The sequence below is a fragment of the Rhodoligotrophos sp. CJ14 genome, from assembly GCF_038811545.1.
In the GTDB taxonomy this organism is placed as follows: Bacteria; Pseudomonadota; Alphaproteobacteria; order Rhizobiales; family Im1; genus Rhodoligotrophos; species Rhodoligotrophos ferricapiens.
The window spans coordinates 3,483,966-3,499,724 of the sequence record NZ_CP133319.1 but is presented as its reverse complement, the minus strand read 5'-3'; the positions used below and the strand labels follow the sequence as shown (position 1 = coordinate 3,499,724).

15 protein-coding genes are annotated in these 15,759 nt (G+C 61.7%); all 15 read right to left on the bottom strand.

Translation table 11 applies throughout. The annotated features are described in order from the left end of the window. Positions 1 to 192 precede the first annotated feature (192 nt). Positions 193 to 870 carry an outer membrane protein gene (locus RCF49_RS16330; RefSeq protein ID WP_342640850.1) on the bottom strand — a complete coding sequence of 226 codons (678 nt, stop codon included), beginning with the start codon at positions 868 to 870 and terminating at the stop codon, positions 193 to 195. Between the two features lie 305 nt (positions 871 to 1,175). Next, the gene (gene glmM / locus RCF49_RS16325) at positions 1,176 to 2,534 is read right to left on the bottom strand and encodes a phosphoglucosamine mutase (RefSeq protein WP_342640849.1); all 1,359 of its coding nucleotides are present in this window, start codon (positions 2,532 to 2,534) and stop codon (positions 1,176 to 1,178) included. 35 nt (positions 2,535 to 2,569) lie between these two features. Then, the gene (gene folP, locus RCF49_RS16320; protein ID WP_342640848.1) at positions 2,570 to 3,634 is read right to left on the bottom strand and encodes a dihydropteroate synthase; all 1,065 of its coding nucleotides are present in this window, start codon (positions 3,632 to 3,634) and stop codon (positions 2,570 to 2,572) included. 110 nt (positions 3,635 to 3,744) lie between these two features. Beyond that, on the bottom strand, positions 3,745 to 5,670 hold the full coding sequence (gene ftsH, locus RCF49_RS16315) for an ATP-dependent zinc metalloprotease FtsH (RefSeq protein ID WP_342640847.1): 1,926 nt from the start codon (positions 5,668 to 5,670) through the stop codon (positions 3,745 to 3,747). A 139-nt stretch (positions 5,671 to 5,809) separates the two neighbouring features. Then, positions 5,810 to 7,105, bottom strand: coding sequence for a tRNA lysidine(34) synthetase TilS (gene tilS, locus RCF49_RS16310; RefSeq protein WP_342640846.1), 1,296 nt, complete (start codon positions 7,103 to 7,105; stop codon positions 5,810 to 5,812). 16 nt (positions 7,106 to 7,121) lie between these two features. Further along, positions 7,122 to 8,387: a tol-pal system protein YbgF gene (gene ybgF / locus RCF49_RS16305; RefSeq protein ID WP_342640845.1), complete on the bottom strand. Its 1,266-nt coding sequence runs from the start codon at positions 8,385 to 8,387 to the stop codon at positions 7,122 to 7,124. Positions 8,388 to 8,547: 160 nt separating this feature from the next. Next, positions 8,548 to 9,045, bottom strand: a complete 498-nt coding sequence (gene pal, locus RCF49_RS16300) for a peptidoglycan-associated lipoprotein Pal (RefSeq protein WP_432807409.1) — start codon at positions 9,043 to 9,045, stop codon at positions 8,548 to 8,550. 209 nt (positions 9,046 to 9,254) lie between these two features. Beyond that, a complete protein-coding gene (gene tolB, locus RCF49_RS16295; RefSeq protein WP_342644221.1) occupies positions 9,255 to 10,526 on the bottom strand; it encodes a Tol-Pal system beta propeller repeat protein TolB in 1,272 nt (423 codons plus the stop codon). A 97-nt stretch (positions 10,527 to 10,623) separates the two neighbouring features. Then, entirely contained in the window at positions 10,624 to 11,472 is an 849-nt protein-coding gene (locus RCF49_RS16290; RefSeq protein ID WP_342640843.1) for a cell envelope biogenesis protein TolA, read from the bottom strand. Positions 11,473 to 11,576: 104 nt separating this feature from the next. Then, positions 11,577 to 12,032 carry a protein TolR gene (gene tolR, locus RCF49_RS16285; protein WP_342640842.1) on the bottom strand — a complete coding sequence of 152 codons (456 nt, stop codon included), beginning with the start codon at positions 12,030 to 12,032 and terminating at the stop codon, positions 11,577 to 11,579. A gap of 33 nt (positions 12,033 to 12,065) precedes the next feature. Then, entirely contained in the window at positions 12,066 to 12,773 is a 708-nt protein-coding gene (tolQ, locus tag RCF49_RS16280; protein WP_342640841.1) for a protein TolQ, read from the bottom strand. A gap of 203 nt (positions 12,774 to 12,976) precedes the next feature. After that, positions 12,977 to 13,474: a tol-pal system-associated acyl-CoA thioesterase gene (ybgC, locus tag RCF49_RS16275; RefSeq protein WP_342640840.1), complete on the bottom strand. Its 498-nt coding sequence runs from the start codon at positions 13,472 to 13,474 to the stop codon at positions 12,977 to 12,979. Continuing rightward, positions 13,461 to 14,507, bottom strand: coding sequence for a Holliday junction branch migration DNA helicase RuvB (gene ruvB, locus RCF49_RS16270; protein ID WP_342640839.1), 1,047 nt, complete (start codon positions 14,505 to 14,507; stop codon positions 13,461 to 13,463). The genes ybgC and ruvB overlap by 14 nt, the downstream gene beginning before the upstream one ends. Beyond that, positions 14,504 to 15,124 carry a Holliday junction branch migration protein RuvA gene (gene ruvA, locus RCF49_RS16265; RefSeq protein WP_342644220.1) on the bottom strand — a complete coding sequence of 207 codons (621 nt, stop codon included), beginning with the start codon at positions 15,122 to 15,124 and terminating at the stop codon, positions 14,504 to 14,506. The genes ruvB and ruvA overlap by 4 nt, the downstream gene beginning before the upstream one ends. 13 nt (positions 15,125 to 15,137) lie before the next feature. Then, complete coding sequence (gene ruvC / locus RCF49_RS16260; protein WP_342640838.1) at positions 15,138 to 15,656, bottom strand: crossover junction endodeoxyribonuclease RuvC; 519 nt, start codon at positions 15,654 to 15,656, stop codon at positions 15,138 to 15,140. Between the last annotated feature and the right edge of the window lie 103 nt (positions 15,657 to 15,759).

Sequence of the window (15,759 nt, the reverse complement as noted above, 5' to 3'; positions counted from 1 at the left end):
TTCCATCGGTCGAATAAGGCGAAAATCTGAGCTAAACTGGAGCCGGCGGCGGTACAGAGGCGGGAAATTACCGACTTGGTAAAGAAGTCGTTAGCGCGTTTCGTGTTCCTCGAACCGCAAAACTGCTGCGCAAACGCAAACAGCCCGCCACAGAGCGTAGCGGGCTGTTTCGGATCGTTCGGTTTGGGGTGCTTAGTTCAGCTTGAAGCGAATACCCACTCGCGCCTCATGGGCCGTAATATTGTCCACATGGAACGGATCCTTGCCGCCGGACTTGGCATCGCCCAGATCGACATAGCGATAGCCGACGTCAAGTGCGATATTCTCGGTCACGTCAAAGGCGAGACCTGCCTGAACGTTCCAAGCGAAATCCGTGCTCGAGCCCGATCCAGACAGAATGGGCATGTCCACATCACCGATATGGTGAAAGGCAACGCCGACGCCGCCACCCACATAGGGCTTCACGAAGCCGAAATAGTCGAGATCGATATAGCCGTTCGCAAAAATCGTTCCGGTGGAAAGCGTCGCGTCGAGATCGTTATACTTATTGTCCATCTTCGTGTTGAACCGATAGCCACCCACGATGTCCGCCCGGAACATGGGGGTGAACTGGCAGCCAACACCGCCCTCGACGAAGCCGGAATCCTTCAGCTTCTCACCAATAGCCTTGTTCTTCTTGCCCCCGTGATTTTTGTACACATTGGGACGCTCGTGGAAGCTGGCACCACCATCCACACGGAAATACAGGCAGCTCGCCTCTGCTACGGGTTCGGGCAGCGGAGGCGGCAGGAGATCCGCCGCGGTCGCCGCAGTTGATGCCGAAGCCAGGAGGATTCCCCCGCCGATCAAAACCTTCGCCGCCATCTTCATCGAAATTCCCCATGATCACAGCGGCCCGCCAACGACGGACTCGCGACACGTCAAAGACAGACCTCATTCGACGGAGCAGCAGGGCCAAGCAGATCCATCCAACTCAACCGCCGACGAGCTATTGCCCAACTGAGCAACGTGTCACTGTTATTAACCATAAGGATTAAAAAGAAATTAAGCCTAACGAATGCTTCAACGATTGTGTCATATGGAAACGTTCCCAGCCCAGGAGATCTGTGCAACAGAAAACCCGCCCTCTTGCGAAGGCGGGTTTGTCGTAAGGGGGCTGTGGAGGGTGTAGTTGGTCAGGCCGCCGCGGCGGCACGCGCTGCGCTGTCCTTCACCGCTCCAGCAATTTCCCGCACCACAGTGCGGACGAGTTGCTCATCATCCCCCTCGCCCATGACGCGGATCACTGGTTCCGTGCCCGAAGCGCGAATCACCAGCCGGCCTGAGGAACCCAGCCGCTGCTCGCCTTCGGCAATGGCGCTTTTCACAAGATGTGTTTCAAGCGGGTTGCCATCGGTATAGCGCACGCTGGTCAAAACCTGCGGCACCGCCTGGAAGCAGGCACAAACCTCGCTGACCGGACGACCGCTGGCCACAACCACGCCTAAAACCTGCAAAGCCGCGATGAGACCATCGCCGGTGGTGGTGAAATCGCTCAGCACGATATGACCGGATTGTTCGCCACCGATGTTAAAGCCTCCAGTCCGCATTCGCTCCACGACATAGCGATCGCCGACCTTGGTCCTCTCCAGGTTCAGACCCATCTGGCCAAGATAGCGCTCGAGGCCGAGATTCGACATGACGGTTGCCACCACGCCGCCTCCGGCGAGCCGGCCGGCCGCAGACCAGCTGCTGGCAATGAGCGCGAGCACCTGGTCGCCATCGATGATGTGGCCCTTCTCGTCCACCAGGATCACCCGGTCTGCATCTCCGTCCAGCGCTATGCCGACATCGGCCCGCAATTCGCGTACCCGCTCGCATAGCCGCTCAGGCGCGGTGGAGCCGCATTTCTCGTTGATGTTCAGGCCATTCGGCTCAACCCCAAGGGGGAAGACCTCCGCACCCAATTCCCATAGCGCGGCGGGCGCGACCTTGTATGCGGCCCCATTGGCGCAATCGACCACCACACGCAGGCCTTCCAGCCGCAAATCCTTCGGGAATGTGCGCTTGGCAAATTCGATATAGCGGGCCTGAGCGTCCTCGATACGCTTGGCGCGGCCGAGCTTGTCGGAGGCAGCCGGCTCCCCGATGCCATCCTCGATTAGACGCTCGATCTCGTGCTCCTGCTCGTCGGTCAACTTATAGCCGTCGGGTCCGAACAGCTTGATGCCGTTGTCACTAAACGGATTGTGCGAGGCGGAGATCATCACCCCGAGATCGGCCCGCAGCGATCGGGTGAGCATAGCCACCGCAGGCGTCGGCAAGGGCCCAAACTGGAAGACGTTCATGCCAACCGAGAGAAACCCGGAAACGAGCGCGGATTCGATCATGTAGCCGGACAGGCGCGTATCCTTGCCGATCACCACACGATGGTTGTTGTCGGCGCGCATGAACAGGCGTCCTGCGGCCATGCCAACCTTGAGGGCTGTTTCCGCGTCCATGGGCCAGGAATTGGCCTGTCCCCTGATGCCGTCCGTTCCAAAAAACTTGCGCATCTTCTTGGTTCCCCTTGGGCTGGATCTGCGAGGAATTATGCGCCAGCGCTGGCAGTGACGATCCTACGCCATACCGCGATGGACTGCACGGTTTCACGAACATCGTGAACCCGCAAGATCTGAATGGCTTGTTGTACGCCCGCCATGGCGACCGCGACGGATCCCATCACGCGCTGGCGCGCCTCGGCCTCACCGGTGATCTTGCCGATGAAGCCCTTGCGCGAGGCCCCCAGCAGAACGGGTACGCCAAGCCCGTGAAACAAGCTGAGCTGGGCGATGAGCTCAAGATTGTGCTCGTGGGTCTTGCCGAAGCCGATCCCAGGATCAGCGATCAGGCGCGCCCGATCAATTCCGGCTGCCTGGGCGGTTGCGAGATGGGCAGCGAGGGTATCGAAAACCTCAAGGGCGACATCATCATAGCGCGGGTCGATCTGCATGCTCTTGGGATCACCCTTTGCATGCATCAGAATAACCGGTGCTCCGCTCTGGGCGGCGGCGGCCAGCGCATTTGGATCGTATTGGAGGGCAGAGACATCATTGATGATGTGGGCGCCGGCGGAGAGGGCCGCGCGCATCACAGAGGCTTTGCGGGTGTCGATGGAGATCGGGACCCCGACACCGCCCAAGCCCTCGATTACGGGCAGGACGCGCCTCATCTCCTCCTCCTCGGGCACGTCCTCGGCGCCGGGGCGGGTCGACTCGCCGCCAATGTCAAGGATATCGGCTCCGGCCACAACCAGCTTGCGCGCATGCTCGACAGCAGCATTCGCCTCGGCGTGCAATGAACCGTCCGAGAAACTGTCCGGCGTGACGTTCACGATGCCCATGACGAGGGGCCATGAGAAATCGAGGCCTGCGATCGCCGGCCGCGAGCGGGTCAGTGCGTCTAAACGGTTCTTGAGCTCCGGTTCAGCGGATTGAGCAAGATCGCTCGCCCGAATGAATTGTGCGTTGCGGGATGCACCGGCGCGTTCGATCAGCTCGACCATCGAGAAGGCCGCGGGGCCGCCAGCCAGCCAGAGAGCGGCGCGATCTGCCACAGCGGCAGCCGCTTCGATGCCGTGCAGGATTCCGGTCGGTCTGATGTAAACCGAGTGCACTACCCACCCCTTAGCGTGTCAGCCTTGAGCCCCTAAACGCGATGGAGCCGGAAACGAATTCCAGCTCCATCACTAAGACTCAGAAGTGTAACGAGACCGTTGCCGCAACCTCACGCTTGCGGTTGCGGCTCGAAATCACCCGAGGCAGCGCCCGCATCGCCGCGGCGACCAGTACCGGCGGAAGGCACGGCCGATTTCGGCGGCAGCGGATCCTCCTTGATGCTGGTGTCACGCACGGGAGGCTTGCCATTCAGGAGATTTCTGATCTCATCGCCGGACAAGGTCTCGTATTCGAGCAGGCCATTGGCGATCGTGTGCAGCTGATCGATGTTCTTCTCAAGGATGTCCTTGGCCAGCTTATAGCCTTCGTCAACCAGTTTGAAAATTTCTGCGTCGACGATGCGCTGGGTCTCCTCGGAGAGGTTCTGTGTGCGTGCCACGGAGTGGCCGAGGAAGACCTCTTCCTCATTGTCACCATAGGCCAGCGGGCCGAGGCGCTCGCTCATGCCGTATTGCGTGACCATGGCGCGGGCCATCTGGGTTGCCATCTTGATGTCGGAAGAGGCGCCCGAGGTGACCTTCTCATGACCAAAGATGAGCTCCTCGGCAACACGTCCACCCATGGCCACAGCCAGATCCGCCTTGAACTTGCTGCGGGTCACGGAGAGGTGATCCCGTTCGGGCAGGCGCATCACCATGCCGAGCGCGCGGCCACGTGGGATGATGGTGGCCTTGTGCACGGGGTCCGAGGCGTCGAGGTTCATCGCCACCAGAGCGTGACCGCCTTCATGATAAGCGGTGAGTTTCTTCTCCTCCTCGCTCATCATCATCGAGCGGCGCTCGGCGCCCATGAGCACCTTGTCCTTGGCGTCCTCGAATTCAAGCTGAGTGACCAACCGCTTGCCGCGACGAGCGGCCATGAGGGCGGCCTCATTAACGAGATTCGCGAGATCGGCACCGGAGAAGCCAGGCGTGCCGCGCGCAATGGTCTTGGCATCCACATCCGGTGCCAGGGGCACATTGCGCATATGCACTTTCAGGATCTTCTCACGGCCGACAATATCCGGCCGCGGCACGACGATCTGGCGGTCGAAACGGCCAGGGCGCAGGAGTGCCGGGTCGAGCACGTCCGGGCGGTTGGTGGCGGCGATCAGGATCACGCCCTCATTGGCCTCAAAGCCATCCATCTCGACCAGCAGCTGGTTGAGGGTCTGCTCACGCTCGTCATTGCCGCCGCCGAGACCGGCGCCGCGATGCCGGCCAACCGCATCGATTTCGTCTATGAAGATGATGCAGGGCGCGTTCTTTTTCGCCTGCTCGAACATGTCGCGGACGCGGGAGGCACCGACGCCCACGAACATCTCGACGAAATCCGAGCCGGAAATGGTGAAAAAGGGCACATTGGCCTCGCCTGCAATGGCACGGGCGAGCAGCGTCTTACCAGTTCCGGGCGGGCCGACCAGCAAGGCGCCCTTCGGGATACGGCCGCCGAGACGCTGGAACTTGTGCGGGTCCTTGAGGAACTCAACGATCTCCTCGAGATCCTCCTTGGCCTCATCCACACCGGCAACATCATCGAAGGTGATGCGGCCATGACGTTCGGTCAGAAGCTTCGCCTTCGACTTGCCAAAGCCCATGGCCTTGCCGCCGCCGGATTGCATCTGGCGCATAAAGAACACCCAGACGGCAATCATCAGCAGGATCGGAAACCAGGAGATGAAGACATTCAGCAGGAAGCTGTCATCGGCCGGAGCCTTGACGCTGATGCCCACGTTCTGCTTGCGCAGTTCCGAGATCAGGTTCGGATCGTTCGGGGCCTGAGTGGTGTGGGTTCGCCCATCCGTATAGGTGCTGATGATGGTATCGCCTGCGATCTGGACCTCACGGACCTTGCCGGCATCGACATCATTCAGCAGCTGAGAATAGGGTACGTCCGTGGACGCTGAGCGCTGTCCCGGGGCCTGAAAAAGCTGGAACAAGGCAAACAGCAACAGGGCTATGATGACCCAGACAGCGAAATTTCGAAAATTGTTCACGGATACCTCGCCAAGGTCGGTCCAACCGAACAGCCGCAAGCATCGTTCGGTCTCCCGGACAGCTCCGACCTAACATAGGAACAGCCTGACGCTTTGCCAAGCGCCACTCTCCGCTACGCTTTAGACAAAGTTCCAGCTGCTAAATTTGTTCCCCGGCAAAGTAGTCAACCGGCCTGGCCATTGCCAGATCCTTATTCTTAAATTCCAGTGATACTGTTGGCCCCCCGCGCGAATGCCGCAGGTAGGGGACAGCGGCAAGCTCGCCCTTATGGCGAAGTGCCGGAAGGGTGCGCGCAATGAAGGCCGGAATGCGCGACCATTCAGGATTAGCCGCCCGCAGACGTGGCCACTCTTCCTCGCCAAGCGGGCCGATCGTCGTGAGCTCGTCCGGTTCGGATGCCTGGATCCTGAGACGGTCATCCCAGATCATCCCGCCGACGAGCGGATGCCAGCTCTGATCCATGCGCCCCCATTCGCGGGCGACGCATAATCTCTGGCGCCGGGTGACAAGCCTGCAGCCGCCCACCGTCCGGCTGAGGTGATCATCACGCTGCAAGAGATCGGCGATTTCGACGAGCTTTTCATAACGCAAGGGATAGGCGTGTCCCCCAATCGCCCTCACGGCACGGGCGAGCACCCGGCGCAGGATCTCGCGCGGAATGTCGCGGAGGGGCTCGCGATCGATCAGCGCGAACCCGCCGGCATGCCGCTCGCAGGTGCGCGCAACGATCTGGTCGGTGATGTGATCGAGCGCGTCAGCTGCATCGCGCAAACGGCCGGCGGTGCGGGTGACGGCTTCGGCGTCCAGCCCGATCTCGGCGAGCGCGTCGCGCTTCTGGCGGATGCGGACCCGTTCGAACCTCTCATCGGCATTGCTGGGATCATCGGCGAACGGAAGGTTCTGCGACGTCAGCATCTCGCGCAACGCCTCGCGCGAAAGGTCGAGCAGCGGGCGCAGCAGGGGCACGCCATCGATGTCGCTGCTGGCTGCCATTCCCGTCAGGCCGTCGAGACCGCTGCCATGGGCGAGGCGCATCAGCACGGTCTCTGCCTGATCATCGCGGGTATGGGCGGTGGCCAGACAATCGGCTGCATTGGCCCTGCACCAGTCGGCCAGCAGTTCGTAGCGGGCGGCCCGCGCCGCGGCTTGGATGCCGGTTTTGGGCTTGGTGCCGCGCCAGACAAGAATGTGATGATCAAAGCCCAGCGCATGTGCTTGGCTGGCCACCTGTCGGGCTTCATCCGCGGCGCTTTTCCGCAGGCGGTGATCGACGGTCAGAACAGTGACCACTGGGCCGGCATGGGAATGGGCGGCCTTCCATGCGGCGACCATATACATGAGGGCCGTGCTGTCCGCCCCGCCTGAAACGGCAAGCGCGATATGGCGCAACCCCGCCCATGCCGCGAACCGAGAGGCAAGTTTGGCGGGCGTCAACAGACTTGGAGGTGTCTCAGACGCATCCGGCCTTTTTGCTCTCCCGCGTCGCACGTCTGATGGCTTCCTTGGCGCTCGGAAACGCTCGGCTGACCTGATCAAATGCGGCACAGGCCTGATCCTTCTGGCCGAGCTTGCTCAAGGTGGTCGCGAGACCGATCAGGCTATCCGGCGCCTTCCGCCCTTTCTTATAGTTCTGATATCCCTTCAGAAACTCGTTTGCGGCGTTCTTATAATCGCCCTGCGCCAGATAGGTCTCGCCGAGCCAGTACTGCGCATTCCCCGCCAGCTCGTTGCTGCCATATTGCGCAAGGAAGCTCTTAAAGGCCTGCTCCGCCTCGCCATAGCGTTTGCTGGCATAGCTCTCATAAGCCTGCTCGTAAAGCTTATCCGGACCGCCGCCCGTGGTGGTCAGGGCGGCCGTCTGGGTTCCGGAGGCCGTTGAGGCTGCCGCCGGCTGGCCGACTGACTGCTGGTCCTGAGCAATCGGCGGCGCGAGGCCGCCGTCGTTCAGCTCGACCCGCTGCACAGGTTCCGGCACGAGGCTCCCGCCACCTTGGCCATATTGCGACTGGCTATAGGCCGCGGGGCCCTGGCTTTGCAGGCCAGTGGTGAGGTTCACAGGTCCGCCGCCGCCATAACTGCCAGCGCCGCCATAGCTGGCATCGCCATTGCTGCCAGCGACCGTTCCGGCACGTGATTCGGTCGGGTCAGCTGGAACTGTCCCGAGGACCTGCGGGCCCGGCGCCCGCTGCGCACTGCCGCCACCATAGGCCATACCAGGGCCTGCAACGCGGGTCCGTCCCGGATCGAGGCTCGGGTCCTGGGCGACAGATGATGCTAGTTGCTCAAGACTTGCGTCACTATAGGCCGGTGCAAGCTGCATGGGCTGGCCCTGGCGCGGGACTGTCGTTCCCACACTGCCGGTCGTGAGCTCGTTGCCGGCGGGGCGGTTCGAGGCCGAGCGGGTTGCGCCCGGCTGCTGCGTGCTGCCGGAGCGGCCTGTCCCCTTCTCGAGCTGCTGCAAACGGTACTCGGAATCCTCCTGCATCCGCCGCAGCTGGTCTTGCAAGACCTGAATCTGGTGGCTGGTCTCCTGAACCTGCCCGGCGAGCTGGCGCATCTGCTCCTGGAGCTGGCCCATTTGCAGATTGAGATTCGCGACTGCAGCCGCGTCATACGACTGAGCCGCGGCAGGTGCCGCCGAAATGGCAATCCAGCCAAACAGCACTGCCGCCGGAAGAGCGCGCAAGCGCCAGTCGAATGCCGAAACCGTCACCATGATCTCCCGTGGATGCGAGGTGCTCCAAGTTAACGCGACGGATATGCCGCCACAAGATCCGGACAGTTCTCTGAAAAGGCGGACAAAATGAGGCAGGCTGGCGCTTTTGCCACCTTGCCCCACTCAGTCTACGAAATGCTCACTTCCGCGCGATGCGGGATCAGCCGGAAACAGCGCCCGACATAATGACTGTCACCGCGCGACGGTTCTGGGACCAGCATGCCTCGGCGTCGCAGAGGGCCACCGGACGCTCCTTGCCATAGGAGATGGTCGAGACGCGATTCGGCGCAATGCCCTGGGCCACAATGAAGTCACGCACGTTCTGGGCGCGACGGGCGGAGAGTGCGAGGTTGTATTCCCGGGTGCCGCGCTCGTCGGCATGGCCTTCGATCTGGACCGTCACGTTGGGATAAAGCTTCAGCCATTGAGCCTGGCGACGCAGGGTCTCCATATTCTCCTGACTGAGCGAGCTCACGTCATTGGGAAAGAAGATTCGATCGCCCACATTCAGGGCAAAATCCCGCTCAGATCCCGGTACAGCCTGCCCCGCCATGGCCGCCGACGGATCCGTCGGATTGTTGCTCTTGCTCGAGCATGCCGCGAGGGCCAGCAATGCTATGCCCACCACTGCGACCTTGGAGGCTGCGATCAAACGCATCATGACTCAGTTCCTACCCAATGTGTCCGTCAAACTGCAGATTTCCCCAGCGCCCGCTCGATCTCCGACAGACCCGCCTTGCAGCGACCCGGTCGCTTTCCCTCGCTAACGCGGCAGATCCCGCTTCCCCGAACGCAAGCTGCCCACCGCGCGACGGGGCGATTCGAACCGCCCCGGCTGCGAAGAGTATGGTTAATACTGTCCCCAGCTCACTTCAGCAAGGGCGACCATGCAGGATCGGACGCGAAGCTCGGCGTCTGGAGTTGCAGCTCGTTATATCCGGTCAAATCCACGGTCCAGATCTTGGGCCCACCGCCCTCCCCCTGGCTTTCGCGGAAGAACATCAGCACGCGTCCGTTCGGTGCCCATGTCGGACCTTCATTGTGGTATCCTTCGGTTAATATTCTCTCACCGGAGCCATCCGGACGCATCACTCCAATCAAAAATTTACCACTCATCTGCTTGGTGAAGGCGATCAAATCACCCCGCGGGGACCAGACCGGGGTCGAATAGCGGCCCTGTCCGAAACTGATGCGGCGCTGGCCCGAACCATCCGCATTCATGACGTAGATCTGCTGGGTGCCCTCGCGATCGGATTCGAACACGATCTGGCTGCCATCCGGGGAATAGCTCGGGCCAGTATCGATCGCGTTGGTGTTGGTGATCTGCTGCACCTGCTTGCTGCGCAGATCCATCGCATAGATGTGCGAATTGCCGCCCTCCTGCAGGCTCAGCACGATGCGCTGCCCGTCGGGCGAGAAGCGCGGCGCGAAGGCCATGTTCGGGAAAACGCCGACGATCTCACGCTGATTGGTCTCGATGTTCAGGAGGTAGACCCTGGGCTGCCCGCCGGCATAGGAGACATAGGTGATCTCCTGCGCGTTGGGACTGAAGCGCGGGGTCAGCACCAGATCATTCCCGTCCGTCAGATAGCGCAGATTGGCGCCATCCTGATCCATGATCGCCAGCTTCTTCACACGCCGGTCCTTGCGCCCGCTCTCATCGACGAAGACGACACGGCTGTCGAAATAGCCCTTTTCGCCGGTCAGGCGCTCATAGATCGCGTCCGCGATCATATGACCGATGCGCCGCCAATTGCGCGGTGTCGTGACGAATTGCAGGCCGAGCATTTGCTGTTGGGCAAACACGTCCCACAGGCGAAACTCCGCCTGCAATCGGCCATCCGGCAAGACGGTGCTCCGGCCGGTCACCAGCGCCTGGGCCTGGATGATGCGCCAATCGCCGAAGCGGGGCGGCTGATCGAAATTGCTGATCTGTTCGATAAAGGCCGACTGGGGGATGGATCTGAACAGCGCCGAACGCTCCAGATCCGCGGTGACCACCTGGGCGATATCGGCACCGTATTTCTGCGCATCCGGCGTCGCGCCGACGAAGCTCGGCAGCGCAATCGGGAGTGGCTGCGGCTGACCTTGGGTAATATCAAGCTCGAGGACGGCGTGAGCCGGCGCCGTGACCAGCATAATGGTTGCCGGGGCGAGAAAAATGGCCAGCAAAATGGCAGCCGCTTTCCTGAGCATGTCGCTCTTATTGTGGGGCATCTCTTCGCTCTTCTTAGGATCAGCTCGGGAACATATGGCTCGGATCGAAATTGAGAATGACATCCCGCCAGCTGTCGTATTTCTCCGGAGGCATTTGATAGGGCTGGCAGCGCAGGACCGCGCGGACAGCCGCATCGGCCGCCACCTGGAACAAGGGTGAACTGCTGCTATTGGTCACCTCGGGCTGCCCAACGACCGACCCATCGACGTTGAAGGCGATCCTCAGCTTGACCAACAGATTGGGGGCATCCATCACGCCGGTCGGCGGATTCCAACAGCGCTGGATCTGACTTCGCAGCCATTCGCGCTCATCGGCCGTGATGGCGTTATCGGTGCCGATCATGCTGGTCCGCTCTGCGCGGAGCGGCGTGCCGGTCTCAATCGGTGTGTCTTGCGCCGCGCTCGCCTCATCGGGGATCTTGTTCAGGAGGGCCGCGATGTCGTCCGGGTTGAACTCGCGCTCGGGTTTCTTCTTCTCGACCACCTTAGGTGCCGGCGGCTTCGGCTTGACCTTCGGCTTTGGCTTGGGCTGCGCTTCCGCCTTCTTGTCCGGCGCCTTCTCGGGCACGGGCTCAGGCTCCGGAGAGACCGCAGGAGGCGCGGGCTCGGGTTCGGCCGGCTTGGGCGGTGCTTCCGCCTCGGCTTGCTTCACTGGCTTGGGCTCGGGCTGAGGCTCAGGTGCCGGCGCCTTGACGGCTTCGGTCGGCTTTGGCGCAGGCTCCGGCTTGGGCTTTGCCTTCTGCACCTCTTCCTTCGGCTTGGGCGGCGCGATCTTTTCGGCAGGCTTCTCCGGCGCATCCTTGCTGACCGCCTGGCGCTTCGAGACCTCACTCAAGGTGATGAGCTCGACCGGAACGGCCGGAGGCATCGCCTCCTCCAAACTCTTCGTCGTCGGCAAAGCGATCACGCATGCCAACATGATGGCGACGTGGAGAATAAAGGATGTGGTGACGCTCCAGCGCATCGCTTTCGTCAGCTCTCATTCTCCGGCTCGTTGACGAGGCCGATGCGCTTGAACCCGGCAGCGCTCAGTGATCCCATCACCCGCGCCACAGTTCCATAGTCAACGTTCTTATCGCCCCGGACATAGATCCGCTCGTCGTAGCCCTGGTTGGTTATGGCCTCCAATTTCGGCACCAGTGTGTCGAGGGTAATCTCGGTGTCCTGCAGAAAGATCTTGCCCTCAGCATTGATCGATACAGTCAGAGGCTCTTTGTCACCTTCGAGAGGATTGCCGCTACTTTCCGGCAACTCGACGGGAACGCCAACGGTCAAGAGCGGAGCCGCCACCATGAAGATGATCAGCAGCACGAGCATGACGTCGACCAGCGGCGTCACGTTGATTTCGCTCATCGGCGCGTGCGAAGAGCGCCTGCGGCGGCCATTGCGCCGAAGGCCGCCATTGTTCATCTGAATGCCTGCGCCCATGCTCGATACCCCTTCGGTGAAATCGACCTGCGATCAGCTGCGCTCGTCGAGCTGCCGCGAGATGATCGCCGAGAATTCGTCCGCGAAGTTTTCCAACCGCAGTCCGATCTTGCCCATGTCGTTGCTGAGCTTATTATAGAAGATCACCGCTGGAATCGCGGCGATCAGGCCGATTGCAGTGGCAAAAAGCGCTTCCGCGATGCCCGGAGCAACAACAGCCAGATTGGTGTTCTTGCTCGAGGCAATCGCCTGGAACGAGCTCATGATGCCCCAAACGGTGCCAAACAGGCCGATAAAGGGCGCGGTCGAGCCCACAGTGGCGAGAAACAGCAAACGGCTCTCCAGCCTGGACATCTCCTTCTGGAGCTGGACGTCCATCACCTTTTCGATGCGCTTCTGAACGCCTTGGAAGCCCGCGCGGATCGCACTTTCCTGGCTGCGCTTCCATTCGCGCATCGCAGCCATGAACAGCGCGGCCATGCCATGATTGGTGCGCGGCCCTAAGGTCAAATAGAGGTCTTCGAGAGACTGCCCCGACCAGAACATCTGCTCGAAACGGTCCGTGGCGCGCTTTGTGCGCGCGATCAACGCGTATTTCTCGAAGACGATAGCCCAGGTCCAGATCGAAGCGGCGATCAGACCCAACATGACAATCTTCACGACAATATGCGCTTGCAAAAACAGAGACAGCAGCGAGTAATCCGCCTGCTGTGCAGCGCCTTGAGCCAGCTCCACTTCCATTCACTTCCTCGGATTGCAACCGGAACGCATGCCTCAAGCCCGGGCCGACCCCTATAGGCATGGTTAATTCACCAAGCCCTTCAAGTTTGTCCAAACTGCGGCGCACAAAGAACTCCGGCCCGATCCCCCGCCCCAAGTGCAACGCCTTGGTCCGGCGCGGTGCTCGGTTGTGTCACAAAACCACGTTAGGGTTAACAACCGATTTACTTTGGCTGCTCTTGGCGGGCAATGCGCGGTGCGATCCTCGAGGAGAGATCGGGAGGCAACCGACGAGGCCGGCCGTTGCCGTCCACGATGGCCACGGTGACCTGCAGTTCGAACAGCCGCTCATCGCCGCGGTAGATCGTCTGCTCGAGCTCCAGACGCGCGCCCGACATTGCGGTGGCAACGGTCAAGACTTCGAGCACGTCGTCGATGATGGCAGGCCTGAAGAAATCAGCTTGCAGCCTGCGTACGGCGAAGCCGAGCGCCATGCCGGAGCTGGCGTCTCCTGCGCGCATCAATTCATGGTGATGAAGGCCCAAGAGGCGCAGCCAGTCGGAGCGGGCCCGCTCGCAGAACTTCAAATAATTCGCATGATAGACGAAGCCGGAAAAATCCGTGTCCTCATAATAGATCCGCACAGGCAGGCGGTGACCGGTGCCGTCGAGATGACCGGCAAGATCCGGCCAGCGCTCGGTGGCGGGCTTAGATCGGCTCATCCTCGTCTCCGAACAGCTCGGATTGAACAGTTGAGAACCGTCCCGGCACCGCAAGCCCGAGATGGGCAAAGGCCTGCTGCGTGAGCACACGGCCACGGGGGGTCCGGTTGACGAAACCCTGCTGGATGAGGAAGGGTTCTATGATCTCTTCAATTGCGTCCCGGGGCTCGCTGAGGGACGCGGCCACGGTCTCGATGCCGACAGGTCCACCGCCGAAATTGATGGCGATGCATTCGAGATAACGGCGATCCAACATGTCGAGGCCACGCTTGTCGACTTCCAGCATCTGCAGGGCCTCATCGGCCGCCTTAGCATCGATCCGCTCGATGCCCGCCACATTGGCGAAGTCCCTCACCCGTCTGAGCAGGCGGCCGGCGATGCGAGGTGTTCCCCGGGACCGGCGAGCGATTTCGCGCGCGCCGCTATCGCTCATGGCGACACCAAGCACACCCGCACCGCGACGAACGATGCCGAGCAGCTCATCCTCGGTATAGAAGTCAAGCCGAATGGGTATGCCGAAGCGGTCGCGCAACGGGGTGGTCAACAGCCCTGATCGGGTGGTGGCGCCGACCAGGGTGAACCGCGCGAGATCGATACGGACCGAGCGTGCGGCGGGGCCTTCGCCGATAATGAGGTCCAGCTGGAAATCCTCCATGGCGGGATAGAGGATCTCCTCAACCGCCGGGTTGAGGCGGTGGATCTCGTCGATGAAGAGAACGTCGCGGTCTTCCAGATTGGTGAGCAGGGCTGCGAGGTCTCCGGCCTTGGCGATGACGGGACCTGATGTCGCGCGGAAGTTCACGCCAAGCTCGCGAGCCACGATCTGGGCGAGTGTCGTCTTGCCCAGGCCGGGCGGTCCGGCGAACAAGACATGGTCGAGGGCTTCACCACGGCTGCGTGCGGCTTCGATAAACACGCGGAGATTGGCCTTTGCCCGGCTTTGGCCGACAAAGTCCTCGAGCTTCAGCGGGCGCAGTGTGGTATCGCCCTTATCCTCGTCGCGCTCGCCGCGGTCCATCAGACGTGCATTCATGAGGCGAGCTCCCGAAGCGCAGCGCGGATCAGCTGCTCAGTCTTGGCCTCCTCGCCAAGTTTGGCCACGGCCGAGGCGACTGCCTGGCCGGCCTGCACCTGGGCATAGCCCAGATTGACCAGTGCCGAAACAGCTTCGCTGAGCGGAGCACCACCGGCCACAGCGGCTTCGGCGGTCGCCTGCAGCCGTGTCAGGCCCGGATCAGCCAATTGCAAGGCCGGCGCCTTGTCTCGCAGCTCGGTGACAATGCGCTGCGCGACCTTCGGTCCTATGCCAGGAGCGCGTGCGATCGAGGCCTTATCCTGCATAGCAATGGCATTGGCCAGTTCGGTGGCGCTCAAGGTAGAGAGGAGCGCCAGAGCAACCCTCGTCCCCACGCCCTGGACGGATTGCAGGAGCCTGAACCATTCGCGCTCGGTGCCACTGGTAAACCCGAACAGCCGGATCTGATCCTCGCGAACATGTGTCTCGATGGCGAGCGCAACGGCCTCGCCGGGGCGGGGCAAAGCAGACAAGGTCTTGGCGGAGCAGCTGACCTGGTAGCCGACGCCATGGACATCGATGATGACCCAATCCTCGCCGAAGCTGTCGACGATCCCCTTGAGCTTGCCAATCATGACCCGTCGCCCCTCACAGACGTGCCGCCGCCAATGCCCGCCCGGCAGCCCCGGTGCGGTGATGCGCATGGGTGATCGCCACCGCCAATGCGTCGGCGGCGTCGCTGCCGGTCACCTTGCAGCGCGAGAGCAGGAGCTGGACCATTTCATGGACCTGAACCTTTTCTGCATGTCCAGTGCCGACGATGGATTTCTTCACGGCATTCGGCGCGTATTCCGCGACGGTGAGCCCGGCGGATGCCGGAACCAGCAGGCACACGGCGCGCGCATGACCTAGCTTCAGTGTCGCGCGCGCGTCCTTGTTGACGAAAGTCTCCTCCACCGCGGCCTCATGGGGTCGCCACTCCTGGACGATGAGGCTGAGCTTGGCATGGAGGTCGAGTAGGCGCCCGGCGAGCGGGCGCTGATCGTCGACTTTCACGGTGCCATGAGCAATGTGGACGAGCCGGCTGCCGGATTGCTCGATGACACCCCACCCGGTCCGCCGCAAGCCAGGATCAATGCCAATAATGCGAATCGCCAACTGCGCCATGCAGGATCAATAACGCAAAGCCTGAGCGGAACCAAAGCAGAACCTCAGGGACTGGAGAACTCTGTTCGGCCTTGACCTCGTTCAGGCACTCAGATGAGAGTCG

Bases quoted from the DNA above. Each gene is read 5' to 3' on its own strand.
- ruvC (WP_342640838.1), bottom strand. From the start codon at position 15,656: ATGGCGCAGTTGGCGATTCGCATTATTGGCATTGATCCTGGCTTGCGG.
- tolR (WP_342640842.1), bottom strand. From the start codon at position 12,032: ATGGGCGCAGGCATTCAGATGAACAATGGCGGCCTTCGGCGCAATGGC.
- ruvB (WP_342640839.1), bottom strand. From the start codon at position 14,507: ATGAATGCACGTCTGATGGACCGCGGCGAGCGCGACGAGGATAAGGGC.
- tolQ (WP_342640841.1), bottom strand. From the start codon at position 12,773: ATGGAAGTGGAGCTGGCTCAAGGCGCTGCACAGCAGGCGGATTACTCG.
- ybgC (WP_342640840.1), bottom strand. From the start codon at position 13,474: ATGAGCCGATCTAAGCCCGCCACCGAGCGCTGGCCGGATCTTGCCGGT.
- ybgF (WP_342640845.1), bottom strand. From the start codon at position 8,387: ATGGTGACGGTTTCGGCATTCGACTGGCGCTTGCGCGCTCTTCCGGCG.
- ruvA (WP_342644220.1), bottom strand. From the start codon at position 15,124: ATGATTGGCAAGCTCAAGGGGATCGTCGACAGCTTCGGCGAGGATTGG.
- glmM (WP_342640849.1), bottom strand. From the start codon at position 2,534: ATGCGCAAGTTTTTTGGAACGGACGGCATCAGGGGACAGGCCAATTCC.
- pal (WP_432807409.1), bottom strand. From the start codon at position 9,045: ATGCGTTTGATCGCAGCCTCCAAGGTCGCAGTGGTGGGCATAGCATTG.
- RCF49_RS16290 (WP_342640843.1), bottom strand. From the start codon at position 11,472: ATGCCTCCGGCCGTTCCGGTCGAGCTCATCACCTTGAGTGAGGTCTCG.
- RCF49_RS16330 (WP_342640850.1), bottom strand. From the start codon at position 870: ATGAAGATGGCGGCGAAGGTTTTGATCGGCGGGGGAATCCTCCTGGCT.
- tolB (WP_342644221.1), bottom strand. From the start codon at position 10,526: ATGCTGGTCACGGCGCCGGCTCACGCCGTCCTCGAGCTTGATATTACC.